A 24,168-nucleotide genomic window follows, 5' to 3' on the forward strand; every position below is an offset into this window, starting at 1 on the left:
GAATACCATCAATAGCTTTGGCTATGATGAAATCAGCTGATATTTTTATCTATACCAATTCATTTCAACCATCATGAGAAAGCCTCTTAAACCTTTACCCACCGATTGTTGTGGCAGCGGCTGCACCCGATGTATTTTTGACATCTATCGAGACCAGATGGTCCAGTATAAGAAATGGAAGAAGGAACAGCAGGAAGAGGATAACAAAACCAACGAATAACCAATCATACTACTTTTATGGCCATTAAAATAAGAAAAGAGACGGGCGGTCGTCGGGGAAAGACGGTGACAATGATCAGCAATATCAAACATAATCCCCAGGTGATCGAAGACCTTGAAAAAAAGCTGAAAAAACACTGCGGAGCCGGTGGCACCAGCTACGCCAAGACGATTGAAATACAGGGCGATCACGTAGACAAAGTGCGAGCCTTTCTCCAAAAAGAGGGTTTCGAAGTACAGTAGCCCCTATTTTTCTCTAAACCCAAGTTGAATAGTTATGGATCTCAACATACCTGACGAACAATTCCAGGAAATTCTCAACCAAATAAAAAGTGAAGAAAGTCCCGTGGGCATTGATGCGGGTAAAACCCATGTACTGATTCTCCAGAAACTTCTGGATATTGAAAGCCGGCTCAACGACCTGGAAAAGGCATTATCCCGCCGCAATAAAGACGATAATTAACAAAAGGCGCAGCCAAACGACTGCGCCTTTTGTCGCTGCAATTGGTTTTTATTATAGGGATACTTTACTCTCCCGTTTGGGGTCAAGATCATACAGTGATGAGACGGTTGCCTGTACGGTCTTATACCAGTCATTACCGTATTTGTCGTTAATTTCATAAAAATCAGAAAAATCCGGTTTTCTGATTTTCATTTTCCATTCCTGGTTTTTGGCCTTGTACACCGGGTCCACATGCAAGAGCTGATGAAAAAGGACCATCTCACGTGTTTTTTGGTCCAGCATGTCCCACATCTCACCCGATATTTCAATCAAATAGTTGTTTCCGGAATAGTACTGCACCTCGCGGGAGGCTTTCACGCATTTAGCCGCTTTATATTTCGAGAGGTTGGGGTATACTAAAAAATATCCGATCTCGGCCGGACCAAAATCCAGGCTTTCCCGCTCAATTACCGTTTCAGCTATTTTAGCTATCTCGGGAGACTCCATCAGCTGTTTATTGCTGTGGGCAATAGTATCTCCCGGTTTCAATAAATCATTATCTTTCATGAACGATCTTCCAGTTTGTGATTCAAATTTTCAAGGGTATAAAGGTATGATTCTGTCGACATCTTTTCACCCGTTTTTGTGATAATTTGTATGACCATTGCAAGCTATGGTCAACTAATACAACAGAAGGCGAGGGGAAAGTTCATCCCCGTACCTAACAGCATTGGTCAGTCTTACTCTTCTATCTGGCAGCTGGGACAGTAGTAAATCTTTCGTCCTCCGGTTTTTTCCTCCTCGATCACAGCACCGCACTTGTGACAACGGCGTCCGGTCCGTTTGTAAACGAAAAATCGCTGATCCGTTTTATCGGCATTTTCCCGCTGCAGTGCCTCGATGATCGAGGGATCGTTCGTATGCCCTCCCCTTTCATAGGAACGCTCTGAAAGCTTAATCGTAGCTTTTGCCAGGGCTTCTTTCTCACTATCCGGATAAGAACGCAGCTTTTGGTGAGGATCTACTCCTGCATAAAACATGATTTCACTGCGCAGGTAGTTTCCAATGCCGCTCACAAATCCCTGGTCCAGCAACAACGTTGTCAGCTTCCTGTTTTGGAAAGTATCCGCTGTAAACTGGCCAATGACATCCTCATACGAGGTATCCGGGTGCAGCACATCAGGGCCCAGCTTCTTTATATAGGAATGCTCAGACACCTCTTTCCTCTCCAGCATCTCTATCTGCGAGGCAGAATAAAGATACGCTGAGTGTCGGTCATTGTGAATAGCCACCCTTAATTTGCGGTTGGTGTCGGGCTCCTCGCCATTGTCGCTCAGCATCCACTTTCCATAAAGTTGATTGTGGCTGTACATGACATGGCTGTTCCCAAAAAAAGTAAGAATGGCCTTGCCCCGGGCCTCAACCTTTTCAACTTTTTTTCCCTGCAATTCCGTCTCGTACTCCTTCAAACGGTCGAAAGCAAAATAAAGATTCGTAACAGGCTCTCCCTGCAGTGCATCACTCAAAAAATCGGCTGTACGCCAAATTTCAGGTCCTTCTGGCATAAATTTTATTTATTTAGAATAAGAATTACAGTTACACCGTCTACAAGTATCTCTTGTCAATCGTTCACAGATTTATCATCCGCCGTTGCTTCCGGTTATATCGCCCCTGCCCTATGTAATCTGCGGCGGAGGGCCAGTGTCCCGTTGTATCTTCGTTGTGAACTATCACTACCGGACATTAACCCTATCGCCAGTGTTGGCCCGGATACATCATAATTTGCCTGGAGGTTCCGGGCAGCCCTGCTGGCCTGATCTCAGCCACAGTCAGCCAATAAGCCTATCTTGAAATTCTGGTCCCTCTGCTGCTCACAGGGGCAAGCCACAACATCTTCTTAGATGAAAAGAAGAAGTACTGCCGGAACCAGCACGGTAACAGTCCTTCCGAGAGCTGATCACTTCCCCTGGTCCAAGAGATTTCCCTGAAGCGCTACAACAGATTATCAACTTCCTCCACAGGCTTTCCCCTCCATTCGGCCAGCTGGTGTGCTATGCGTGAACGCACCTCCCTGGAGGTCTTCTTGATGTCTCCATATCCAAGATCAGCGGTATCAAGGGGTTCCAGTATTTTTAATTTGATATGTTTGGCCTCACCAAATTTCCAGCTCCTCTTGGGCAGGGTGTTCTGGGTGCCATCAATCACCATGGGCAATATGGGGACCCCTTCTTTTATTGCCAGGTCGAAAGCTCCATTGGTAAATCGATTAAGTTTTCCGTTGCGCGATCGCGTTCCCTCCGGGAAAAACATGACCGAGCAGTTGCGTTGCAGGTAATACCGGGCCTGCCTGAACGTTGACTTTCGCCGGTTCCGGGCCCGCCGGTCAACCGCGATATCCCCGGCCAGTCTCATCATCCATCCAACAACGGGAACCTCAAAGAGCTCCTTTTTTGCCACCCATTTCATTTCCCATGGCAAATTGGATATCAGGGGAATATCGGCCTGGGACAAGTGGTTGCAAACCATTACATAAGGCCGTCGATCATCAATATCAGTCTCTCCGGAAATAACAATTTTCCAATTGGGATTAATCCTTGAAATAGCTTTTCCCAAGTTTCGAAACAGCTTTCCCGTATTATAGTAGGCTGGGTCACGATCAAAGAAACGACGCAGGGCCAGCATCGGCAGCCAGAAGATGATTAACAAAGCTACTCCTATCCATATGAACAGCGATGTAATACGGCTTACCATTTTTCAAAAAAGCTTGGGAATAAAACTTTTAATTACGCCCACGAATCCTTTGGCCGGTTTCAGGGAACGTCTATTTCTAACAACCGCCTGCTCTATGACTTCAGGCTGGAAAATATCTTCTTCCTGGTAGACCGGTTCCGAATACTCCTTTTTGTCAGAACGTCCCGAGCGGCCAGACGTTTTTTTCTTCCCGGATCCTTTGTTTTTCTGCCCCCCATTTTCCCGATTTGAACGTTTTTTATTTCGAGAACCGTTCTTTTGAGGCTGTTTCTTCCTAGTCTCCTGCTGTGATGGGGAGTCCTTTTCGGGCTTTTTCTTTTCCTTTTTCGGTCTTTTCCCGTTACTTCGGGAATCAGTGCTTTTCGACTCCTTTTGTGGCTTCCCGGCTTTTGAGTCACGACTGGGCCGTTCCTTACGTTTGGATTTGGATGTGGAAGGTTTGGATTCTTCATTCTTCCCTGGCAGGTCACGGACAGATAGTTGATCTCCCACGACCTTCTTAATACTGTAATAGTATTTTTTATCTTTATTACTGACAAACGTAATTGCCGTACCCGATTTGTCATACCGTCCGGTCCGCCCGATGCGGTGAATGTAGTCTTCCGGATTGTTAGGGACGTCAAAATTGACAATTAGCGATACATCGTCAATGTCAATCCCCCGTGAAAGTACATCCGTAGCCACCATTACCGGATGCGTCTTATTTTTAAAGAGCCGCAATGCTTCGTTACGCTCTTCCTGGTCGCGGTCACCATGCATACTCACCGCATTGACGCCCCGCTTTTTGAGCATTCGCTCCACTTCATCCGTACCGCGCTTGGTCGCACAGAAAACGATAGCCGTTTCATATTTGTCAGCATCAAAGAGCTGCTCAAAAAGATTCAACTTCTGCTTGGGATGCACAAAATAAATCTGCTGGTCTACGCTGTCAGCCGGTTTGGATACTTCGAATTCCACCTCTACGGGATCTTTCATCACCTTGTCAACCACCTTCTGCACTTCCTCAACCATCGTGGCGGAGAAAAGCATTGTCTGACGTTCTTTGGGCAGCTGATCAACAATTTTCATTACATCGGGCAGGAAGCCCATATCAAGCATGCGGTCGGCTTCGTCCAGTACCAGGTATTTCAAATGACTAAAATCAATATTCAGCACCTTCATCTGGTCAATCAGCCGACCCGGGGTGGCCACAATAATATCTACGCCGGCACGGATGGCCTTTACCTGCGTGCCATAGTCACTGCCGCCGGTTACCGTTGCCGAACTAATGCCGGTATGGTAACCAAGTGCAAAGATCTGTTCCTCAATCTGCTGGGCCAGCTCGCGGGTGGGCGATAATATCAGGGCCTGGGTGTCATCCGAGGGCTCATCGATAATTCGCTGCAAAAGCGGAATTACAAAGGCCCCTGTCTTTCCAGTTCCTGTTTGTGCCGCCCCGATCACATCCCTTCCCTCTAAAATCAATGGGATACATTCTTTTTGTATCGGAGTTGGCTCTTCGTAACGCAGATCCCGCAGCCCAAGGTGGAGCTGATCGCTCAATGTAAACTTCTTAAAACTCAAAAGTAATCCTGTTGTGTTTATTATCAATTATGCCTGAATAGCATTTATTCGCCCGTAAAGATACGATTTTATATCCAAAGCGCTTAACTTTGCACCCAAATTTTTTATAGGCCAAAATTTTGGATAAATTGGAAGCTTAACTGCAAATTTAAAATTCAACAATTGAAATGATTTCACAAAAGATTACACTCTTATTTTCAATGCTATTTGGTGCAATCCTTTTTTCGTTTGCGGGCTGCAACTCCGATTCCGGCTCCGCCACCACGGACGTGTCGCTGGAGACCAACATTGACAGTGTGAGTTACAGCCTCGGGTACCAGATTGCCTCCATGTCCTTAAAAAGACAAGGCATGACCGATATTAATGCTGATAAGTTTGCCAGCGGCCTCAAAAGTGCCCTTGAAGACAAGGATGCTGCTATCTCTCAATCCGAAATGCAGCAAGTTGTGCAATCCTATCAGATGAAAGCCCAGCAGCAAGCTCAACAGCAGCAACAGCAGGAAGCACAGGAAAACAAGAAAAAAGAAGAAGAATTTTTAGCTGAAAATAAAAATAATGAGGGTGTACAGGTAACCGAATCCGGCCTGCAGTACAGAATATTGGAAGAAGGTTCCGGTGTTTCGCCTGACTCTTCGGATGAGGTTCGTGTTCACTACGAGGGTACCCTTTTGGATGGAACTCAGTTCGATAGCTCTTATGAAAGAGGGGAACCTGTGGAATTTCCCCTGAATCAGGTTATTCCCGGCTGGACCGAAGGCCTACAGCTTATGAAAGAAGGAGGAAAATATAAATTCTGGATTCCTTCCGCTCTTGGCTACGGTCCCAATCCCCGACCCGGTGGTCCCATAGGTCCGAATGAAACGCTGATTTTCGAAGTGGAGCTCCTGGAAGTGAACCCTTCTGATTCTGCTTCTGCAAACTAAGCGTCTATCGTACACCTTTTACATCATTATAAAAAAAGGCAGGTTGCATAAACCTGCCTTTTTCATTTGTCTTCAGTAATTGACAGAAGACTATTTAAGGCCCGTCTGAATCATCTTCAAAAGCTTTCGCTTATCCACATCAAACCTGTTGTTATAGTCTTCCATGCTGCGTTTTATGACCTCCTTGGCTTCATCGCGACCATAGATGTGCGTAATTTCACATTCACGCTCTTCGTCGCTGAAGGGCTTTTCCTTGTACGTAAGGAAATAATGTGACAAACGGTCAATCATATGCTTGGGCACCTCTTCAATATCGCGCATCTGTCCAAAGGAAGCATCACCACTCAGAACAGCAATAATCTTATCGTCAGCTTCCTCTCCGTCAATCATCCGGAGCCCTCCCACGGGAATCGCATCGAGAATGAGGTTTCCATGCGGGATGTTTCGCTCGGTGATCACACAGATATCCAAGGGGTCGCCATCACCGACAATACCCTCTCGCCCTGTTTTCTCCATGCAAAATTCGCCCACCCGATCGGAGCATAACGTTTTGGGCACAAAACCGTACGGCATGGGGCAGATATTTGAAAAGCGCTGCGGACGGTCCACCTTGAGATAACCACTTTCCTTGTCCAATTCATATTTCATCGTGTCGCCAGGCACCAGTTCAATAAACACTTTTATCTTGTTGGGCGCATCGTCGCCAATATTAATACCGTGCCAGGGATGGGGTTTTGAAAACAATTTACTGGTTTCTAGAAAACGTCGGATTTGGTCTCTTTCCATTCTGTAACAATCGATCAATAGATTAACAATTAGATTGCCTAAAAATACAAATTTTTTGGCGTCAATGAGTAATGGAATGACAACAAAAAAAGGAGCCGACGTTCATGCCGGCTCCTTTGCAGCGGTTTCCTTTTAGGTAATTGTGTTAGTTGCCAATATTGATCAGAATGAGAAGATCGGCAACCACTTCTGCCTCAGCATCAGAACTCAAGGTCAACAAATTGTCAACCAATGATTCTACCGTTGAATAAAAGGTTGTGTAGGCCTCTACAATCGCCTCCGTATCCGCACTGGCTTCGATATTCGATTCCAAAGTGGCTTTAGCACCGGCAGTACCGTTGACCTCACTGTTAATGCTAACTATGGTCTCTGAGCTGGCAGAAAACTCCTGCTTAAGCAGATCCATGATGGTCTGGTTATAGGCAGCAAATAAACTTTTGACCTCACTGGCTCCTGCCATGGTCTTCGTCCTCAGCGCCGAACGCAATTCCATTCCTGCATCAACGGCGGCCTGAACCGAAGCATCGGCTGCCTCAGCGGCTTTCATGCGCGCCTGCACGGCATTGTCAACCGCGACAGCTACAAGAAGCGCAGCTTTGGCCCGGATTTCTGACTGAGCTGCATCCGAAAGCTCCGCCGCTTTCTCTACGACCAGGGTATTGGCCGCTTTTTTAGCTTTAGCGTAGGCATCGGCATCGACTCCCGCTTCCACATGGGCAGATGCAATGGTACTGATGAAGGTTCCATATGCTTCAGCGCGGGCAGACTGGCTGGAGGAGGCGTAGAGCGAGGCGTTAAGGTTCGCCAGCGCTTCAGCCTTGACATCCTTTATCTCTTCAAGCTGCTCCTCCGTAACCTCTATTCCCTGATCAGCAAAATATCGGGCGCGGGCATGGGCCTCCTCAACCAGCGCTTCCGCAAAAGCCGAGGCAGCCTCTCCATTTTCCTTAATAGCTGTTCCCGCTTCAGCATCAATATAGGCTTCAATATCAGCCTTTGACACCAATCCTGATTCGTCGTTGGCAACAACCTCCTGATAAACATTCGCTTCACCGGTAGATTCGACAGTTAATGGCTTGAGCTCAATGGACGATCCATTCTGCAGTTTATCATAAAGGAATGCTTTCCATTGCTGTCCAGATTTCTCGGCTCTGACAATAATTTTTTCCGAGGCATTGGTAGCGGCATTGGCATCAACCTCCAGGCTGAACTCTCCCTGCGCGTTGGTCTTTGCCTGCGCATTTCCAATGGACTCCAGACTTCCATCGGTGGTTATACGTGCTACCGTAACAGTAGCTCCCTCAACGGAAGCATGTCCACGGGAACCCGCAGCTTTGTTGGCTTCACTCTTTTCTACCTGCCCGTTTACAGTAGCATTGCCACTGCTGTTATCAGAGGAGGTGGTAAAGTCACTGCAAGCAAAACTTAGCATCGCTGTAGCTAGTACCAAAACGAGATTTCGTATCTGTTTAGATTTCATAATAATAACTGGTTAATTCGTATTTGTTAATAATTGCATGCCACTTCCATGGCATCATGTTAAAGGGGGATCGAAAAAGAGTTGTTCCAGAATTTCGGAAAAAAATCAGTAGAGAAAGGAGAAACAGCCCAAAAAATAAAAGGAACCGGGGTTCAACCGGTTCCTTTTTGTACGTTGGCTTTTCGGGGTACAAATCAATGGTCACAAAAGTAACCAAGGATCAGTATGTTCATCCATTCATACTGGCACCAGATAAATAAGTTCCGACTTTTCTCATTTTTTTTTAAAAAAAATTGTAAAGTGTAGAAAAATTACTGCCGGAAACACAGAGAATCTTTTTCAAGACCATAACTGATCGGACAACCCCGATGTTCGCTCTATTTTCTTTTCAATTCCCTGTCGCAATACCTCCGGGGCAGCAAAAATCCCAACCGACGTTCGGGCCCGCGTAATAGCCGTATATATCAGCTCCCGGCTGACAACCCTGGAAGGTTTGGCGGGTAGCGTCAACAGCACCTCATCAAACTCTGAGCCCTGGCTTTTATGAACTGTTAGAGCATAGGCCGTCTCATGATCCGGCAGTCGCCTTGGGGAGACCGCCCGGACCCGGTTATCATTATTAAAGTAAACGTTCAACACTCCCTCCTCATTCGGCAGGCATACCCCTGTATCTCCATTGAACAGCTCAATCTGGTAATCGTTCACATTGATAATAACAGGCCGGCCGGGATACCAATCCGCATATTTGGGAATCATTTCCCGTCGCTGCAGGAGCTTTTCAATCAATTGATTCAAATGGCGAATCCCCCAGGGACCCCTGCGATGTGCAGAAAAGATCCGGAAACGGTTGAAGGCTTCCAGCGCCTTAGCGGGACTGCCTGCCTCAACGATTGAACGAAAGTAGTCGGGCAGCCGCTGTTCCAGGACCTGTTCAAGGTCTGCAAGGCTGTCACTTTCATGCCATTTGATATCATTAAACTCTTTCGATTTCAGCAGAGCAATTGCCTCACTGGCATCTCCACTGTTAACCTGCCGGCTGAGGTGGGCAACTCCGCTTTTTTCGTCAAATCGATAGCTCTTGGTAAGGAGGGTGATATTATCTGTCAGCGCTTTGGGCTTCTCTGCCAAAAAGGTCTCGGGAACGGAAAGCGACATTTTTTTCAACCAGTTGATCTTTTCTGCAGAATACCGGTTTTGATTCACATTGCAAATGTCCCCCAAAACCGAACCGGCCTCAACGGAAGCAAGCTGATCTTTGTCTCCCAGCAGGATAAGACGGCTGTGCTCAAGCAACGCCTCCATTACCTTGCTCATAAGTGCCTGATCAACCATAGATGCCTCATCAATAACGACCAGATCGAAAGGCAGGGGATTTTCTGCATTATGTCGAAACCGGGAGCTGTATCTCTGCGCCCCCAACAACTGGTGCAGGGTATACGCTTCACTGGGAATAGCTGACAGAATATGTCCGGGAAGATCCAGTGTATCTAAAGATGCAGCAATGGATTCCTTCAACCGTGCTGCAGCCTTTCCGGTGGGGGCCGCCAAAACAACATCAGGAGACTGACCCTTCTGATCCGCTTCCTCCAGTATGAGAGCCAGGATCCGCACTACGGTTGTAGTCTTTCCGGTACCGGGTCCGCCCGAAATAATGGACAGCTTATTTTTTACGGCCGTTGCCGCTGCAACCCGCTGCCAGTCGACACCGGAACCGGCCGGACCGAATAACGTCTGCAATCCGTCGCGCAGCCGTGCATGATCTGTGAGTTCAACCTGCTGTTTACTTTTCCGGATCAGCTCTTTCCCCAGCGTATGTTCATAATGCCAGAGTTTGTGCAGATACAGGCGATGGACCTGATCGAGAATCAGCGGCTTGTAATCTCCGGGTGTTCCCACAGCGGGGCAAGAGCGTAACTGCTGAACCCACTCTTGTTGGGAGGGAGCCTTTAGGCTTACTCCGTCATCGGAATCGTCAAAAACCTGTTGTTCTGCGTATTGCCCTACAAGCAGGCATACATCACCCCGCCTGTAGAGGTAGCTGGTCAGGCATGCGGCCAGCAGAACCCCCCCCGGTATTTCGGGATGCTGTGTACAGAGAAAACGGCACAGTTCAAGATCAATGGGTCGAATAATCTCATTTTCCAGGAGTACCTCCAGCTTGTTCATCATATTATCCATTATCCCCTCCCCTGATGTATTGATCCAACTTTGTTATCACCTCTTTAACCGGCCGGTCAAAAAAGATCCCCTCTTTGCCCTCTTCATTAATTCCGCGTACAAAAAGATAGAATGCCCCGCCGAAATGATCATTGTAGGAATAGCCGGATATCCTCTTCTTCAGGTAACGATGCAATGCTAAGGTATAAATATGGTACTGCAGGTCGTAGGAGGCTTCCCGTATTTCGTGGGCCAGTTCATCCACCCGATAATCACGCACAGTATTTCCGAGGTAATTCGTCTTGTAATCCAGCAGGTAGTATTTACCCCGGAATTCAAACGTCAGGTCAATAAATCCTTTTAAAAATCCAGCCCCTGCCCTGCCCCTGTTTACCCAACCTGGAAGGTCATTTCCGCGGATGATGGAAAGCAGCTCTCTTGTCTCTATCTCCTCATTCTGGAAGTAAAACTCCATTTCCGGGATTTGGCAGTCTTTAACGGCCGCCAGGCTGAGACCACCGATTTCTGGATGCAGGTGCTTCGCCAATACCGTCTCCAGCATTGAAGATACCGTTTTTTTCCAGCCTGCATCGATACCGTGGAACTGCAACTGGTTAGCGATAACTTCATTCCTGTCTCCCGATTTGGAGTAGTAGTTTTCAAAGATATTATGGATGCAGGTCCCTGGCTGTGGGCCTTTTGGGAAGGTAAACATCGATTTTTCCCGTGGCGTGTCCTTCTGCCCGCTCCGGGCATCGGGATAGTCGATAAATTGATCGTAGTCATGAACATCCGGATCCTCTGCCTCCATCCAGCTGCTGAGCGAGGAAAAACTCGAAACCGCATAACTTGACCTGAGGGGTACAGGCCGGGTAAATAATCGAGGCTGCAGTTCGGAGCCCGAATCCAGACTCAGCAATTCCAGCTGCTGGTCTCCTGATCGCAAGCCGGAAGGAGACTTCCTGGTAAACAGCGACGGATACTCCTCACAAAATTGTTCTATGGCGTCTCGAAAACGCCGGTTACCAGCAGCATCATAACGTTTTTCAATGGTCTCCGTAAGTAACTCATGGAAAAAAGCAGGCTCAAGAAAAAGGTAACCGAGCGGTGAAAATTCAGAAGAGCGGGCATAGGCCCAGCTCAAATAGCACACTTGCTCGGCACGGGTCATGGCCACATAGGCCAGACGCAGGCTCTCAGCCAGCTCTTCCCTTGCCACCAGCAGTCGCTTATGACCGCGTTCCGGATCCGATTTACCGTTCAAATCCAGATAGGTCCGCTGCAGGTCTTCAGGATCATGGTACACCAACGGCTTGCCACCATCCTGGTACTGGGGGCCGTACCACAGGAACGGACAGAAAACAATGGGATATTCCAGTCCCTTGCTTCGGTGCATAGTCACAATCTTTACCAGCTCCCGATCGCTTTCCAGCCGCAGCTGCTCCTCATCCTGCTGTACTTTCTCTTCTTGTCTCTTTCGGGCAAACCACTTTAGCAAACCGCGCATACCGTTCTTTTGCCGCTTCGCCTCTGCCTGCATCAGCTCTCCCAGATGAAGCAGGTTCGTCAGACGGCGCTCACCATCATCAGACTGAATAACAAACTCGGCAATGCGGGCTTCCTTGATAACCGAGCGAAACATTACTGAAAATCCTTTTTCCTGCCACATCCTGTGCCACTTGTCAAACAGCTCCAGTACCGATAGCCATCGATCCTCATCTTCTTCTATTTCGAAGAGATCACGCCCGGTAAAGCTGGTGAGTGGTAATGCCAGTGCTGTGCGTACCCGTGATTCGCTTCCTGGTTCAACCACGGCCTTCAGAAAAATCGCGAGCTGCTCCGCTTCCTCACTCGAAAACACGCTTTCCTGGCTGTATTGCACGCTTTTTATTCCTTTTGAACGCAGGGCATCAGCCATTAGTGAAGCCTGTTTGTGGGTACGGACCAGAACCGCAATATCTTTGGCCTTTACGGCCTCTTTGCCAATGGTGATAGCTCCGCCTTTGCCATCCTCAAGGATCCGGTAGATCTCACTGGCAGTATCCCGGGCCGCCCATTCGGCCGCCTCATTTTTGTTGAACTGATCCCGTTCCCCCAGCGGCAGGCATCGAAACCTGATGGGCGGATGAACCTCGCCATATTCCCGGAGCCTCGAGTACGCTGAAAGATCCATGCCGGGTCGGACCCCTTCATAAGAAATACGATCAAGGATAAACGGATTTTCATGCTCCCCAAAGAGGGTATTCAGTCCTTTGAGAAGTTCAGGTGTGGATCTGAAATTCCGTCCAAGGTCATAGGTCTTCTCCGGGGGGGCGTCCTGTTTGGCTTTCAGGTAAGAAAAGACATCCGCCCCGCGAAAACTGTAGATTGACTGCTTGGGGTCACCGATCATGAAGAGTGCCGACTGTTCTCGGTCGGCATAAATCTGCCGGAAAATATCATATTGGCTGGGGTCCGTATCCTGGAACTCATCAACCATTGCTATGGGGTATTTTTCCCTAAGTTTATCAGCCAGTCCCTCCCCCCGCCCGGGATCGATGAGTGCTTTCCTGAGTCGAAGCAGGAGATCATCATACGACAACACTTGCAGCTCTTCCTTCTTTTGATCCAGTTCCCTGCTCAGATAGGCGAAGAGATTTTTTTTAAAGGTCACCTCTATTTCTCTTACTGAATCCAGTAAATCCAAATACTGCTCAGTCAGTTGAAAAAAGGGGTGGTATGGCGCTTCGGTGCATCCCTTGTTGAGGTTGTCCTCGAGCGTGGACATGGCAAAGTTGGAAAACTGCTTGAAAGGTATAATATCAAGAAAATCGGATTCTAAAAACTCTTCCATATACCCAAACCAATTGGCCAGGTAATCCTTTCGGTATTTTCGGCCGTTTAGCCCATCTGAAAGCAGCAGCTCCAGAATATCTTTTTGGCTGCCCGACCAGCTCTCCAGCATTTCTTCAAAAATGATTTTCAGTTTATCCAACCGGCTTTGTATTTCCCCTACGGACAGTGTTTCCCCGGGAAGGATATCCAAATGCGATTTCCCGAGATGGGGACCCAGTTCGCTAGCCAGTTTTTCCGGCTGATACCCCTTATCCAGGAGCAGTTTGAGCAGGGGCTGTCTTTTCGGCTGTTCAACAACACTCGCCACCCACTTTCTCCAGTAGTCATCTACTGCTTCCAGGATCAGCTCTGAATCGTCTCCTATGAGCTCAGCATCATACATCGCCCGGCTTTCGAACGCCTGCTCCTGCAGCGCCTGGTAGCAGAAGCCGTGGATGGTATACACGGCTGATTCATCAAATCCTCTAATGGCTTTTTCAAGACGTTCAACAGCCTGTTTGCGATTTCCCACATACTCCAGCAGTTCATGAAGAAACTGGTCATTTTCATCGTCAACCATTCCCTTTTTCAGGGTTGCAAGCGATTCCCTCATCCTGGTTATCAGGCGATCTTTGAGCTCTTTGGTGGCTGCTTCTGTGTAGGTGACAACAAGAATTTTTCCCACCGGGATGTCAAGTTCAACAAGCGCCCGGATGAAAAGGGACGTAATATTATAGGTTTTCCCTGTTCCGGCGCTGGCCTCTATCAGGTTGACACCCGCGAATGAGACATCAAAGGGATTGAGTGCCTTCATTTTAACCTCCCTCCCCGACGATAGCCTCGAAAAAAGGCTCCCAAAAATTCTCCGCGGCTCTTTTAAAAGCCTTTTTCTGCAGCGGATTTTCATCACCCAGCAGCAATTTATTATAAGGATCCTGTCCCTCCCCCGGATAGTCACTGTACTCCCGAATCCATTTGTTCCTGGCCCTGGACAGCCCGGTATCGGGACTGCCATTTTTATAACACACCTGCTCTGCATATGCAAAGGCAGACTCAGGAAAAAAGTAGCAGCAGCGCTGCAGTCCCCGCCAGTAGGTCATCAGCAGCTCCCCCAGGATCTGCCTGTACCCGGCTACACTCCCCAATTGGTATTCTGCATACCTCTTCTTTTTGTGCCGGGTAAACAGCCGGCTTGTGCCGCCTTGATTGCTTGTTTTAACCGCCTGCAGGCAAAGGTGCTTGATCCAAAGGTCAATCACATCCTTGGGACGCATGCTCCCAAACCGATAGTCAATACGATGATGATGCTTGTAGATACCCGTAAGCCTGCCAACTATACGAAAATCGCCCACCGCCAGATCGACCTCTTCATCCTCCATTTTCTGCCGATCGAGAAGCGACTTGAGGTTGTTTCCAAACTCCTGAACCTCCTGTACACGCTCAGTAAAATCATGTTCTCCAATCCATCCTTCCGGCAGCAGGTCGCGCGATTGAAAATATGGATAACATCCTCCCAGCGATTCTCCGCCAAAGAAACGATCCAGCAGTTCCTGTCCCACCTGGTAATTATCCAGGCCCGACAGCGTAAATGGCTCACGATCTTCAGTGACCACCCGCTCGTCCGTAAGGAAAATACCCAGTCGATTTTGAAGCAGGAATTTCGCCGGATGCTGAAAAAAAGAAACCAATTCATTGATTGAAACCTGTCGCCTTGCGTCATCGGGGTCCGGCAGATCGTTTTTCATGAAGATTTTTGCCCCTGCTTCGGTATACATCATCTTCCTGCTGATTTTATGCTGGGTCTGAGAGTAGCTAAACAGGCCCCGTTCCTTAAAATAGACAGCATCATAGGACTGCAATGGATGATCGGTCACCAAATCATCCAGATACAGGTCGTAATACTCCTCCAGGTAATCCAGGAATTCCCTTAGTACTACCGAGGGAGGAAATTGTGTATCCTGACGGTTACTCTGCCCCACATAGCTGAAGTACAGGCCATGACGGGCAGACAGGATATTTTCCAGAAACAGATTTCTATCTTGCTCGGAACGCACCGGATCACCCGGCTGTGGATCAAGGTACATGAGATCAAATTCGATGGGAATTTTAGAACGGGGAAAGGCCCCCTCATTCATGCCGATCATGCCAATCAGCTTGAAAGGAATGCTCCGCATCGGCATCAGAGAACTAAATGTCACCCCCTTTCCGATGTGCCCCCCACCGGTAGACTGTTCCTGCAGATGCTCCCCCAGCCAGCGCCTTATAACCGAAAATGAAATCCGCTGGCGATACCCTCCCAAATCAGCATCTTCGGCAAGCCGGCCAACCGACTCCCTGATTTTGGAAAGCTCCCAGAAATACTCCCTGGTATCCGGTAAAAACCGGTCCGCCATCTCATCCAGCAGTTGTTGCCACTGTCGCGGCCTGCGCGGTTCTCTCACTTTGTCAACAAGATCGAACATACGATGAAGTAATAGTGAAAGCCGACCGGCCAGTGCTGCATCGTCGGAACTCTCCACTTCACCGTAAGCGTATATCTTATTATACAGCTGGTCTTTCTCGGATTGCATCATATACCCCAATAAAATGCGTCGAAGCCCCGCTTTCCATGTAAAATGATCGCTGTCCGGCAGTCCCCGTTCATTTTTACTGTATCCGTCGACACCCCAGCGGATGCGATTATCCGCCACCCATTGTTCCAGCCGATTAAGTTCTTCATCCGTAAATCCGAATTTCTCCCGAATAGGATTGCTGTCAAGAAGATCCAGCACTTCCGTTACCTTGAACCGGCTTTCGCAAAGTTCCAATATCTTCAAAAATGCTTTGGTAGCAGGATTTGTCTGCCCCACTCCCCGGTCAGCGATAACATACGGAATATCAGGCTGCCCCTCATCAGGCGTACCGAAAACCGCATCGATCACAAGGGCATAGGTCTCGATATCCGGTGTCATAACAAGTATTTCATCAGGACGCAGTCCAGGATTCTCATCCAGCAGTGCCAACAGCTGGTCATGGAGCACTTCCACTTCGCGCATGGGGCTGTGGCAATTGTGAACCTGTATGGAACGGTCCGCAGGCGGCACCTGGAGATTGCGTCCATTTAACCGACTGTCCTTTTTTATATCGGATTGAATGGCTTGAAAGAAGCTTTTTTTTCCATGCGCTGATGTCCTGCTCTCCTTTCTCTCCATCTGTTCGATCAATTGTTCGCTGGTCTCAATATAAGACGTGAACAGACTCATAAAGCTGGTCCGTTCACGACCCATAGACTGCAGAAGGGGATTCCTGAACTGCCCGGTCTGCGTAACAGACGGGGCAAAAGACAACTGGTAAAAAAAGACATCCGTCAGCCGTGAAAGCCGGATCATTGTTTCTATGAAAGCGGGTGATACCGAGGAAACACCAAATACAGTAATGCGGCCGGGAAGCTTGTCAGCAGGCAGGGTTCCCTCGGCAATTGCATCCCAAAGTCCCTCCTGTAACTGTGCGCGGTGCAGGTATTGACCTTCATAGTTCTTCGTCCAGTGTTTAACCAGTGTTTTCCACAGTCGCGACTGCCACTGCTCCGCATAACTTGAAACTTGGTAATCATCCTTCTCCCAGTTAAGAATCATCCGGGGACGATAGATTAAATACTGGTCAAAGACATCGGCTATTTTCGAAGCCAGCTTCCAGCACCGCATGGAGCGCTGCAAGGGATCTTCTTCCTGGATATAATGATGCAGGTTATCAAATTTATTCAGGAATTGCCCGTCCCCGAAAAGCTCCATCAATGTCCAAGTCATCGGACCACGGTCGGAAGGAAGATGCTCCGGCAGGGTTTCATTCTGAAGTCGGATAAGACTCCAGATGCGCTCAGAGGGAAACTCAAATTTAAGATTAGCGGCAATGCCCTCCTTTTCAGCCATTCTAAGTGATAGCCACTGCCCAATGCCGTTATTCTGCACCACAAAAATTTCCTCGTCCAGGGGATGTGCCCGAGAGGGTTTTCCCAGCTCCTCAAAAAGTAGATCGGCAAGTTTTTCGAGTTCAGTACTGTGATAAAATTCGAGCATCTTTCCTTGCTTGATCAGCTAACTGCTGTGGTTTCAGGTGGTATCAAAAACCGAAAAAAGAAGGCAAAAGTAAATAGCCATCCTAAATCGCCCCCGGCTACGGGTCGGCCGCGCAGGGCAGCTACTGTTTTTTTACAGCTCTCAGATAATTGCGAATGCGGTGAGCATTGACCCCGATATCGCCTTTTCCGATACGAGAAACCGACCGTACATCGATCTTACTTCCCCTGTTCGATTCTGATGTATCAACCCGGATGACAACATCATCCACAAAGCCGAACCACGGCAACTGGTCGTATGCTTCAATAATCCCGGTTTTCTTGTCTGCCGTTACCACTTCCTCCCATGGCATCTCTTCCAATGCCCTCTCAGCGCGCTCAAAGGCCTCTTCATAAGGAATATCCAGGTACAGCGTCTGGATATCCGGATAAGCGTCGCGCTGGATTTCCGCCTTATCCTCGTCCCCATAGGTCGTATCGTTGGGAGCATCCGCCCGGAGGGGGACCACTGCCTGAAATCTGGGAGGATCGGCTATATCAGTCGTAATATCATGAATGGGCGGATACTGCTGGGCCTGATAAAACCAATACCCGACCGTACCCAGAACCCCCATCGACAGTACCAACCCCAGTATGGCCACGGTTGATCCCGTTTCATTTGGCTCCGCTGACCTCGCAAAGCTGTAAACCAAAGCCAGGGATAGTGCAATGAGTGCAATAATGGCACTTGCCGGTATGACCCAGGTGAAGGCCGTGCCAAGCCCCCACCAGTTCCACTGGTAGCCATAACCCGACACAAGTAGCAGACAGGCACCTGTGACAGCCAGGACAAGACTGAACAAGGCCCATTTGGATAACCTCTTCTTTTCCATAGTTCCTTTTTTACATTCCCTGTTGGCATCGTTGGGTAAGGTAATCAACATTCCTCATCGCAACAAAGAGAAAAAGGCCAGCTACACCTGCAAGAGTCCAGCCCGGCTTCCTCATGTAAAATAGCCCGTAAATTGTATTTTTCAGCCATTTCGACCTTGCAATTGATCCGTAACTGAACCATGTTTGAGATCAATCGCTGACACCAGAGTCTCTATATTTCACAATCGTACATGATCAGACCGGACCAGCCCCTGACGAAGCAACAAGCGCTGACTCTCTACAAGAAGCTGCTGCTGCCTCGACGTATTGAAGAGCGGATGCTGATGCTGCTTCGCCAGAATAAAATCAGCAAATGGTTTTCAGGCATCGGACAGGAAGCCATCGCCGTAGGAGTAGCCTCAGCCCTGTCTGAGGATGATTATCTGCTTCCCATGCATAGAAACCTTGGCCTCTTTACCATGCGTCAGGTGAATCTGTATAAATTATTCTGCCAGCTGTTGGGGAAGGCTGACGGCTTTACCGGCGGCCGCGACCGGTCATTTCATTTCGGCATCCCCGAAAAACGAATTGTGGGCATGATATCGCACCTGGCCGCTACCATGCCGGTTGCTGACGGCCTGGCTCTTGCCTCAAAACTGCGCGACAGCGGGTATGTAGCCGCAAGCTTTTGCGGTGATGGGGCTACCAGTGAAGGGGAGTTTCACGAAGCTTTGAATCTGGCCGCCGTCTGGAAACTACCGGTCATTTTTGTTATTGAAAATAATGGCTACGGGCTTTCCACCCCTACTGAAGAGCAGTACGCCTGCAAGGATTTAGTGGATCGGGCCTGGGGCTACGGTATTGGAGGAGTAAAAATTGATGGCAATGATATTTTCTCAGTGAGAGATGCAGTGAGGAAAGCCAAAAAACTGGCCCTCAAGGGACAACCCACGCTCATCGAAGCAAAAACGTTCCGCATGCGGGGTCATGAAGAGGCCTCGGGCACATTTTATGTCTCCGAGGATAAGATTAAAGAATGGAAAAAAAAGGATCCTCTCCTCCGGTTTGAACAGTGGCTGCTGCATGAAGATATCATTTCCGGCAGCGATGAAAGAACCGACCTCCAGGCGGAAGTGGATGAATACTTTATGCCCGTCCTCGAACGTGCGCTTGAAGCGGAAGAACCAGAATTTGACCGGCGGCAACAAGAGCAGCGCCTCTTTGCCCCGGTGGCAGTACATGATAAGCAACCTGAAAGTGAGAACGTCTCAGAAAAACGTTTTGTTGATGCCATCCGTTTTTCACTTGAGCAGGTCCTGGAGAAGCATGAGGAGTATCTTATGATGGGACAGGACATCGCTGAGTATGGAGGTGTATTCAAAGTCACGGAAGGCTTTGTCAATCGCTTTGGCAAAGAGCGTATTCGTAATACTCCCATCATTGAGGCGGGGGCACTCGGTTGTGCCGTGGGTCTCGCCCTGGAAGGCTTCAAACCCATCGTGGAAATGCAGTTCGCAGATTTCATTTCCTGCGGTTTTAACCAGGTTGTCAATAATATCTCCAAGGGGCAGTACCGCTGGATGCCCCCGCTCAACATCACCATACGTGCCCCACATGGCGCCGGTGTGGGTGCCGGCCCCTACCATTCGCAATCTCCGGAAGGCTGGTTTATGCAGCACCCGGGCCTCAAGATCGTGGTACCAGCCACCGTCGAAGATGCTCAGCACCTGCTCTACAGTGCGCTCATCGATCCCAATCCGGTACTTTTTTTTGAACATAAGAAGCTGTATCGAAGCATACGCCAAGTCACAAACGACCGGTGCATCCCCGAAGAGCTGGGAAATGCCAGAATCCATCGCCGCGGGTCGGATGTCTCGATTATCACCTACGGCATGGGCGTACACTGGGCGCACTCTATTGCCGATCAATACCACAAGCGAGAGATAGAAATCGAGATCGTGGACCTGAGATGCCTTGCCCCGCTCGACTTTGCCACCGTAAAAGAATCAGTCGGTAAAACCAACAGGGCGCTGCTGCTGCAGGAGCCCTCGGCAACGCTCGGTCCCATGAGTGAGCTCTCCTCCCTGCTCGGCGAACAGTGCTTTGAACAACTGGATGCCCCGATAATGCGGTGCTCTTCTCTCGACATCCCGGTCCCCTTCAGTCCCGCCTTGGAAAAACATTATCTGGCGGAAAACCGGTTAAAAGAAACGCTGGATCAGCTGCTGGCCTACTAAACAGGGAGATGCTATTACTGCTGTCATCGGATACTATGAAGACCAATCACCTGTTTGAAGAAGCTGCTTCCGTTTATAAACTCAACCTGAAACTCTGAACAACGTATTGGTGTATCAACAGTATTGATGAGTCACGACCAAGCATATTGCAGCTACTCGGAGACCTCATCGCCGGTAATACCGAGCGTCTGATTTTAAAAATGAAAATGACTGTCACACAGACCATAAAATGGTACCGCGACCTGCTGGTAGAAAGCTACAAGGAATTAAAAGCCAATGACCCGCTGCGGCTGAGTTCTTCCACAGCTTTCTTTGCCATGTTTTCAATCATACCCATGATCGTGCTTCTGCTGGATGTTACAAGTACCATTTTCAGCGTTGGACTGCTTCGGCAAGAAATATTCAAGACTCTGCAGCAGATGTTCGGCACCAGAGCGGCCGACTACCTCTCCTCTATTCTCGAGAACGTCCAAAACCTGCAGGACGGCCCCCTTGTAACCAGCGGAATCATTGTCTTCCTAACCTTCATTGTAACGACCCTCTTTCATGTGATCCACAATTCATTCAATGAAATTCTGAAGGTGAAACTCACAAGTTCCAGTCTTTTATTTTTTCTGAAGAGCAGGGGCTTTTTTTTGATCATTATCTTCTGTGGCAGCGTCTTGTTTCTTGCCACATTCATCATTGATGTGGCTCTCAGCTTTGCCGGAAACCGGCTTTTCGATTTTGCCACTATCAATCCCCTGTTGATATCCACCCTGGATATGCTTTTCTCAATGGCTGTTTTCTCGGTATGGCTGGCTATTATCTACAAATATCTTCCCGAGGTAAAATTTCCGTGGAAGCCGGTGTGGGTGGGCTCCCTCTTCACCACTATCCTTTCCCTTTTTGGTCAATTTATTCTGGGGAAAATCATGCTTTCCGGATCCCTTAGTAATATTTATGGCCCTTCAGCCTCCATCGTGTTGATACTGCTTTTTATTTTCTACTTGTCCTTTATACTCTACTATGGCCTGTGCCTGGCCAAGAAATATGCTGAAATGGAAAACTACGAGCTGCGTTCAACTGAGGTTGCCGTCAAATATGAGCTCAGGGAACTTGAATAGGTTTGACCAGGCATCCCGACGGACTACATGGGGGGAACGCGGCCGTGCTGTGGACTGACCAGGATTTCGTCAACCACCGTTCGCGTTGATAACTCCGCAAGGTTTAGAATAATCTTCGCCACATCATCGGGATCTATCAACAGGTCACGGTCAATCAGGGACCCTTCCCAGGAAGTCGACTGGGTCTGCCCCAGGTTTATGGCTGTGACTCCCACGTTGGTATCCATAAGTTCTTTGCGAAGCGAGCGGCTGTACCCGAGCAAGGCATGCTTGGAAGCCGAGTAGGCTCCACTATCCTTCAAGCCCTCAATCGCCCCGGCCGAACAGATATTAATGATGAGGGCATGTGACTTGCTTTTTAAGTCGTTCAAAAAATGCTGACTTACATTGACAGCCGAGTAGAGATTGGCCTGAACCTGCTGGACAAATTCATCGTGCCTGGTTTTTTGCAATGGTTTTAGCAGAAAAGAACCGGCATTATTAATGATGACCCTTGGTGCTGGGAAGCCGTTGGGCACTGTCAACCTGTCCACGGCTTTTGGATTAGCAGCATTGCAGGCTGAAATTGCAATTACGTTCTCTCCCACTTTTCTGCAAAGTGTCCTGGTATCTTCGAGGTCCGACCTGGTACGGGCAATCAAGAGAAGAGCATAGTCCGTTTGAGAGGCAAAAGCCTGGGCGATGCGACGCCCGATACCACGACTGGCGCCGGTAATGACGACGGAATGATGTTGCTGTACCGACACTACCGGACCCCCATAAATTTATGTGTCTGCAGACTGATCCCCCATTGGGGGTTGGCTTTCACATAATCGATTATAAGTTCCACTGCCCCTTCTTTTTCCCATTCAGGCTGAAGCAGCAGCTGGGTGTTTTCGGGGCATCGTTCCGCATTTTTCTCCGCCCACTCCAGGTCTTTGGAAGTCAACACAACCACTTTCAGTTCGTCAACACAGGGAAAAATTTCATCCAGCGGCTCTTTAAATCGCTTCGGAGAAAGGGTGATCCAGTCAAGGTAACCCGACAAGGGCGAAGAGCCACTGGTTTCTATATGCGTTTGCAAGCCGGCTTTTTTCAGCTGAAAAGTCAAGGCGTCAAGATCATGCAACAAAGGCTCTCCTCCGGTAATCACCGCAAATTCAGCACCACTCTGGCGGGCACGGCTTACGATATTTTCAACCGACTCGCTGGGATGTGCCCCCTCCTCCCAGCTCTCCTTGACATCACACCACCAGCAGTTCACATCACAGCCCGCCGTACGAATAAAATAGGCCGGGCGTCCGGTATGGGCCCCCTCGCCCTGAATGGTATAAAAGTCCTCCATCAGCGGATATTCCACTGCTCCTGCCTTCTCCGGCATATGTAATGTCTGCTGCACCTGCGATTTAAACATACTATATATTTTTTTACCTGCGAAGCCTAAAGATAGGCATAATTAAAGATAGTTAACATTATTTATAAGCCCATAACTGGCCCCTTCGTACCCGTAACGCAGCTGTTATTGAATTCTTGTCTTTATCGGCGAAGCTGATTATTATGGCTAAATAAAATAGTACCATGGCTGTTCATCGACAGCAACACTAATCAACCTCCAGTAGATGCCCGAATCGACTTCAACTAGTCTTCCTTTTGCCTTACTCATAGCCATCGGAATTGCACTCGGTGGCTGGTTCATTGGTGAAGGGTTTGTGGAAGCGCGAACCGGGGATCGTTTTGTAACCGTCAAGGGCGTTTCTGAACGCGATGTACTGGCCGATATGGCCCTGTGGCCCATCCGTTTTGTTGCCTCCGGGAATAATCTGGATACCGTCCAGGATAAAATTCGCCAGGATCGCAGCCAAATACAACGCTTTTTAACCGCTCACGGCATAGCTGAGGATGCCATCGAGTTGCAAAACCTTGAAGTTATCGACCGCACCGCCCAGTCTTATCAGGCGGGATCCTACGAAAACCGCTTTATTCTTGAACAGACCCTGATGGTTCGCTCGGAGGATGTCATGAAGATCAACAGGGCCAGCCAGGATATCGGCAGTCTGGTCGAAGCCGGGATAATACTTAACAGCCAGTATTCCGGGAGCGGGCCCACTTACCTGTTCAACGGTCTATCAGACCTTAAACCCGAAATGATCGCTGAAGCCACCCGCAATGCCCGGGAGTCTGCGCAGCAGTTTGCCCATGATTCGGGGAGTGACCTGGGAGGCATCCGTAATGCCAATCAGGGGGTTTTTGTCATTCTCGCACGCGACAAGGCTCCGATGCTCCAGGAGGAGAAACAGATTCGCAAAACCGTACGCGTTGTTTCGACTATAGAATATTACATTGAAGATTGACCTTTTACTCCTGTTAACTGACGATCAATCATTCAGTTCTCCCCATCCTCATCGGTATATTCAACCCAGCTGTTTTCTGTTTCCCAGACGGTGACATTCAGTTTAATTCCATCGGGAATACGCTGGAGCGTTTCCTTGTGGATAAATTCAGCGATCCGTTCAGCAGTAGGATTTACTGGCAGCTCTTCATTGAGGACCGAATGATCCAATCCGCCTTTTTCAGATCCTTTAGCTGCCCATTTCAGTTCATGAAAATCACAAACCATATCAGCACTGTCCAGATATTTCGATGGATTGAGCTGATTGGATGTTGCCGCAATATGTACTTTATAGCTGTGCCCGTGCATGCGGCCGCACTTGCCCTCATAACCCTCCAGAAAATGAGCTGCGTCAAATTTAAATTCCGTATGTAAGGTCCAACTTGGCATTGATTATCCAGGTTACTTTTTTTAGA

Annotated in this window: 20 protein-coding genes; 7 read left to right on the forward strand and 13 right to left on the reverse strand. The window is 48.6% G+C overall.

Going from position 1 to position 24,168, the window contains the following annotated elements; translation table 11 throughout:
* Nucleotides 1-73: 73 nt before the first annotated feature.
* The 3 genes from FN808_RS02190 to FN808_RS02200 are packed head-to-tail and all read left to right on the forward strand — an operon-like array spanning nucleotide 74 to nucleotide 682.
* On the forward strand, nucleotides 74-220 hold the full coding sequence (locus tag FN808_RS02190; RefSeq protein ID WP_142712917.1) for an oxidoreductase-like domain-containing protein: 147 nt from the start codon (nucleotides 74-76) through the stop codon (nucleotides 218-220).
* A gap of 17 nt (nucleotides 221-237) precedes the next feature.
* Nucleotides 238-462 (forward strand): translation initiation factor, encoded by a 225-nt coding sequence (locus tag FN808_RS02195; RefSeq protein WP_142712918.1) that lies wholly within the window; start codon nucleotides 238-240, stop codon nucleotides 460-462.
* A gap of 34 nt (nucleotides 463-496) precedes the next feature.
* Nucleotides 497-682, forward strand: coding sequence for a hypothetical protein (locus tag FN808_RS02200; protein ID WP_142712919.1), 186 nt, complete (start codon nucleotides 497-499; stop codon nucleotides 680-682).
* A 51-nt stretch (nucleotides 683-733) separates the two neighbouring features.
* Here the strand turns inward: FN808_RS02200 and FN808_RS02205 are convergent, their stop codons facing one another.
* The 4 genes from FN808_RS02205 to FN808_RS02220 form a co-directional block, all read right to left on the reverse strand.
* The gene (locus FN808_RS02205) at nucleotides 734-1,228 is read right to left on the reverse strand and encodes a putative metallopeptidase (protein ID WP_142712920.1); all 495 of its coding nucleotides are present in this window, start codon (nucleotides 1,226-1,228) and stop codon (nucleotides 734-736) included.
* Nucleotides 1,229-1,401: 173 nt separating this feature from the next.
* Nucleotides 1,402-2,226 (reverse strand): endonuclease VIII, encoded by an 825-nt coding sequence (nei, locus tag FN808_RS02210; protein WP_142712921.1) that lies wholly within the window; start codon nucleotides 2,224-2,226, stop codon nucleotides 1,402-1,404.
* Nucleotides 2,227-2,653: 427 nt separating this feature from the next.
* Complete coding sequence (locus tag FN808_RS02215) at nucleotides 2,654-3,367, reverse strand: lysophospholipid acyltransferase family protein (protein ID WP_185958206.1); 714 nt, start codon at nucleotides 3,365-3,367, stop codon at nucleotides 2,654-2,656.
* Nucleotides 3,368-3,415: 48 nt separating this feature from the next.
* Nucleotides 3,416-4,975 carry a DEAD/DEAH box helicase gene (locus tag FN808_RS02220; RefSeq protein ID WP_142712923.1) on the reverse strand — a complete coding sequence of 520 codons (1,560 nt, stop codon included), beginning with the start codon at nucleotides 4,973-4,975 and terminating at the stop codon, nucleotides 3,416-3,418.
* 167 nt (nucleotides 4,976-5,142) lie between these two features.
* Between FN808_RS02220 and bamJ the strand changes: the two genes are divergently transcribed.
* Entirely contained in the window at nucleotides 5,143-5,898 is a 756-nt protein-coding gene (gene bamJ, locus FN808_RS02225) for a BamJ family beta-barrel-assembly machinery protein (protein ID WP_221929880.1), read from the forward strand.
* 90 nt (nucleotides 5,899-5,988) lie between these two features.
* On the opposite strand, the gene FN808_RS02230 is transcribed toward bamJ, so the two are convergent.
* The 6 genes from FN808_RS02230 to FN808_RS02255 form a co-directional block, all read right to left on the reverse strand.
* A complete protein-coding gene (locus FN808_RS02230) occupies nucleotides 5,989-6,642 on the reverse strand; it encodes an inorganic pyrophosphatase (RefSeq protein ID WP_221929881.1) in 654 nt (217 codons plus the stop codon).
* 187 nt (nucleotides 6,643-6,829) lie between these two features.
* Complete coding sequence (locus tag FN808_RS02235) at nucleotides 6,830-8,164, reverse strand: hypothetical protein (RefSeq protein ID WP_142712925.1); 1,335 nt, start codon at nucleotides 8,162-8,164, stop codon at nucleotides 6,830-6,832.
* 339 nt (nucleotides 8,165-8,503) lie between these two features.
* The gene (gene recD / locus FN808_RS02240; RefSeq protein ID WP_142712926.1) at nucleotides 8,504-10,342 is read right to left on the reverse strand and encodes an exodeoxyribonuclease V subunit alpha; all 1,839 of its coding nucleotides are present in this window, start codon (nucleotides 10,340-10,342) and stop codon (nucleotides 8,504-8,506) included.
* Nucleotides 10,335-13,949: an exodeoxyribonuclease V subunit beta gene (gene recB, locus FN808_RS02245; RefSeq protein ID WP_185958207.1), complete on the reverse strand. Its 3,615-nt coding sequence runs from the start codon at nucleotides 13,947-13,949 to the stop codon at nucleotides 10,335-10,337. The genes recD and recB overlap by 8 nt, the downstream gene beginning before the upstream one ends.
* Before the next feature lies 1 nt (nucleotide 13,950).
* Nucleotides 13,951-17,190, reverse strand: a complete 3,240-nt coding sequence (recC, locus tag FN808_RS02250; protein WP_142712928.1) for an exodeoxyribonuclease V subunit gamma — start codon at nucleotides 17,188-17,190, stop codon at nucleotides 13,951-13,953.
* A 121-nt stretch (nucleotides 17,191-17,311) separates the two neighbouring features.
* Nucleotides 17,312-18,061 (reverse strand): DUF1499 domain-containing protein, encoded by a 750-nt coding sequence (locus tag FN808_RS02255; protein WP_185958208.1) that lies wholly within the window; start codon nucleotides 18,059-18,061, stop codon nucleotides 17,312-17,314.
* A 231-nt stretch (nucleotides 18,062-18,292) separates the two neighbouring features.
* Here FN808_RS02255 and FN808_RS02260 point away from each other — a divergent pair, with 231 nt between their 5' ends.
* Together FN808_RS02260 and FN808_RS02265 are read left to right on the forward strand one after the other, a co-directional pair.
* Nucleotides 18,293-20,278: an alpha-ketoacid dehydrogenase subunit alpha/beta gene (locus FN808_RS02260; protein ID WP_142712930.1), complete on the forward strand. Its 1,986-nt coding sequence runs from the start codon at nucleotides 18,293-18,295 to the stop codon at nucleotides 20,276-20,278.
* A gap of 146 nt (nucleotides 20,279-20,424) precedes the next feature.
* Nucleotides 20,425-21,384 carry a YihY/virulence factor BrkB family protein gene (locus FN808_RS02265; protein WP_142712931.1) on the forward strand — a complete coding sequence of 320 codons (960 nt, stop codon included), beginning with the start codon at nucleotides 20,425-20,427 and terminating at the stop codon, nucleotides 21,382-21,384.
* A 23-nt stretch (nucleotides 21,385-21,407) separates the two neighbouring features.
* Here the strand turns inward: FN808_RS02265 and FN808_RS02270 are convergent, their stop codons facing one another.
* Both FN808_RS02270 and FN808_RS02275 read right to left on the reverse strand, forming a co-directional pair.
* Nucleotides 21,408-22,130 carry an SDR family NAD(P)-dependent oxidoreductase gene (locus tag FN808_RS02270; RefSeq protein ID WP_142712932.1) on the reverse strand — a complete coding sequence of 241 codons (723 nt, stop codon included), beginning with the start codon at nucleotides 22,128-22,130 and terminating at the stop codon, nucleotides 21,408-21,410.
* Nucleotides 22,130-22,777 (reverse strand): 7-carboxy-7-deazaguanine synthase QueE, encoded by a 648-nt coding sequence (locus FN808_RS02275; RefSeq protein ID WP_142712933.1) that lies wholly within the window; start codon nucleotides 22,775-22,777, stop codon nucleotides 22,130-22,132. Before FN808_RS02275 ends, FN808_RS02270 begins: the two co-directional genes overlap by 1 nt.
* A 205-nt stretch (nucleotides 22,778-22,982) precedes the next feature.
* Here FN808_RS02275 and FN808_RS02280 point away from each other — a divergent pair, with 205 nt between their 5' ends.
* On the forward strand, nucleotides 22,983-23,714 hold the full coding sequence (locus tag FN808_RS02280; protein WP_142712934.1) for an SIMPL domain-containing protein: 732 nt from the start codon (nucleotides 22,983-22,985) through the stop codon (nucleotides 23,712-23,714).
* Between the two features lie 32 nt (nucleotides 23,715-23,746).
* Here the strand turns inward: FN808_RS02280 and FN808_RS02285 are convergent, their stop codons facing one another.
* On the reverse strand, nucleotides 23,747-24,142 hold the full coding sequence (locus FN808_RS02285) for a 6-pyruvoyl trahydropterin synthase family protein (RefSeq protein ID WP_142712935.1): 396 nt from the start codon (nucleotides 24,140-24,142) through the stop codon (nucleotides 23,747-23,749).
* Nucleotides 24,143-24,168: the final 26 nt, after the last annotated feature.

It is taken from the genome of Fodinibius sediminis, assembly GCF_900182555.1.
GTDB classification, from domain to species: Bacteria; Bacteroidota; Rhodothermia; order Balneolales; family Balneolaceae; genus Fodinibius; species Fodinibius sediminis.

Bases quoted from the DNA above. Each gene is read 5' to 3' on its own strand.
- FN808_RS02190 (WP_142712917.1), top strand. From the start codon at position 74: ATGAGAAAGCCTCTTAAACCTTTACCCACCGATTGTTGTGGCAGCGGC.
- FN808_RS02195 (WP_142712918.1), top strand. From the start codon at position 238: ATGGCCATTAAAATAAGAAAAGAGACGGGCGGTCGTCGGGGAAAGACG.
- FN808_RS02200 (WP_142712919.1), top strand. From the start codon at position 497: ATGGATCTCAACATACCTGACGAACAATTCCAGGAAATTCTCAACCAA.
- FN808_RS02205 (WP_142712920.1), bottom strand. From the start codon at position 1,228: ATGAAAGATAATGATTTATTGAAACCGGGAGATACTATTGCCCACAGC.
- nei (WP_142712921.1), bottom strand. From the start codon at position 2,226: ATGCCAGAAGGACCTGAAATTTGGCGTACAGCCGATTTTTTGAGTGAT.
- bamJ (WP_221929880.1), top strand. From the start codon at position 5,143: ATGATTTCACAAAAGATTACACTCTTATTTTCAATGCTATTTGGTGCA.
- FN808_RS02235 (WP_142712925.1), bottom strand. From the start codon at position 8,164: ATGAAATCTAAACAGATACGAAATCTCGTTTTGGTACTAGCTACAGCG.
- recD (WP_142712926.1), bottom strand. From the start codon at position 10,342: ATGGATAATATGATGAACAAGCTGGAGGTACTCCTGGAAAATGAGATT.
- recB (WP_185958207.1), bottom strand. From the start codon at position 13,949: ATGAAGGCACTCAATCCCTTTGATGTCTCATTCGCGGGTGTCAACCTG.
- recC (WP_142712928.1), bottom strand. From the start codon at position 17,190: ATGCTCGAATTTTATCACAGTACTGAACTCGAAAAACTTGCCGATCTA.
- FN808_RS02255 (WP_185958208.1), bottom strand. From the start codon at position 18,061: ATGGAAAAGAAGAGGTTATCCAAATGGGCCTTGTTCAGTCTTGTCCTG.
- FN808_RS02260 (WP_142712930.1), top strand. From the start codon at position 18,293: ATGATCAGACCGGACCAGCCCCTGACGAAGCAACAAGCGCTGACTCTC.
- FN808_RS02275 (WP_142712933.1), bottom strand. From the start codon at position 22,777: ATGTTTAAATCGCAGGTGCAGCAGACATTACATATGCCGGAGAAGGCA.
- FN808_RS02280 (WP_142712934.1), top strand. From the start codon at position 22,983: ATGCCCGAATCGACTTCAACTAGTCTTCCTTTTGCCTTACTCATAGCC.
- FN808_RS02285 (WP_142712935.1), bottom strand. From the start codon at position 24,142: ATGCCAAGTTGGACCTTACATACGGAATTTAAATTTGACGCAGCTCAT.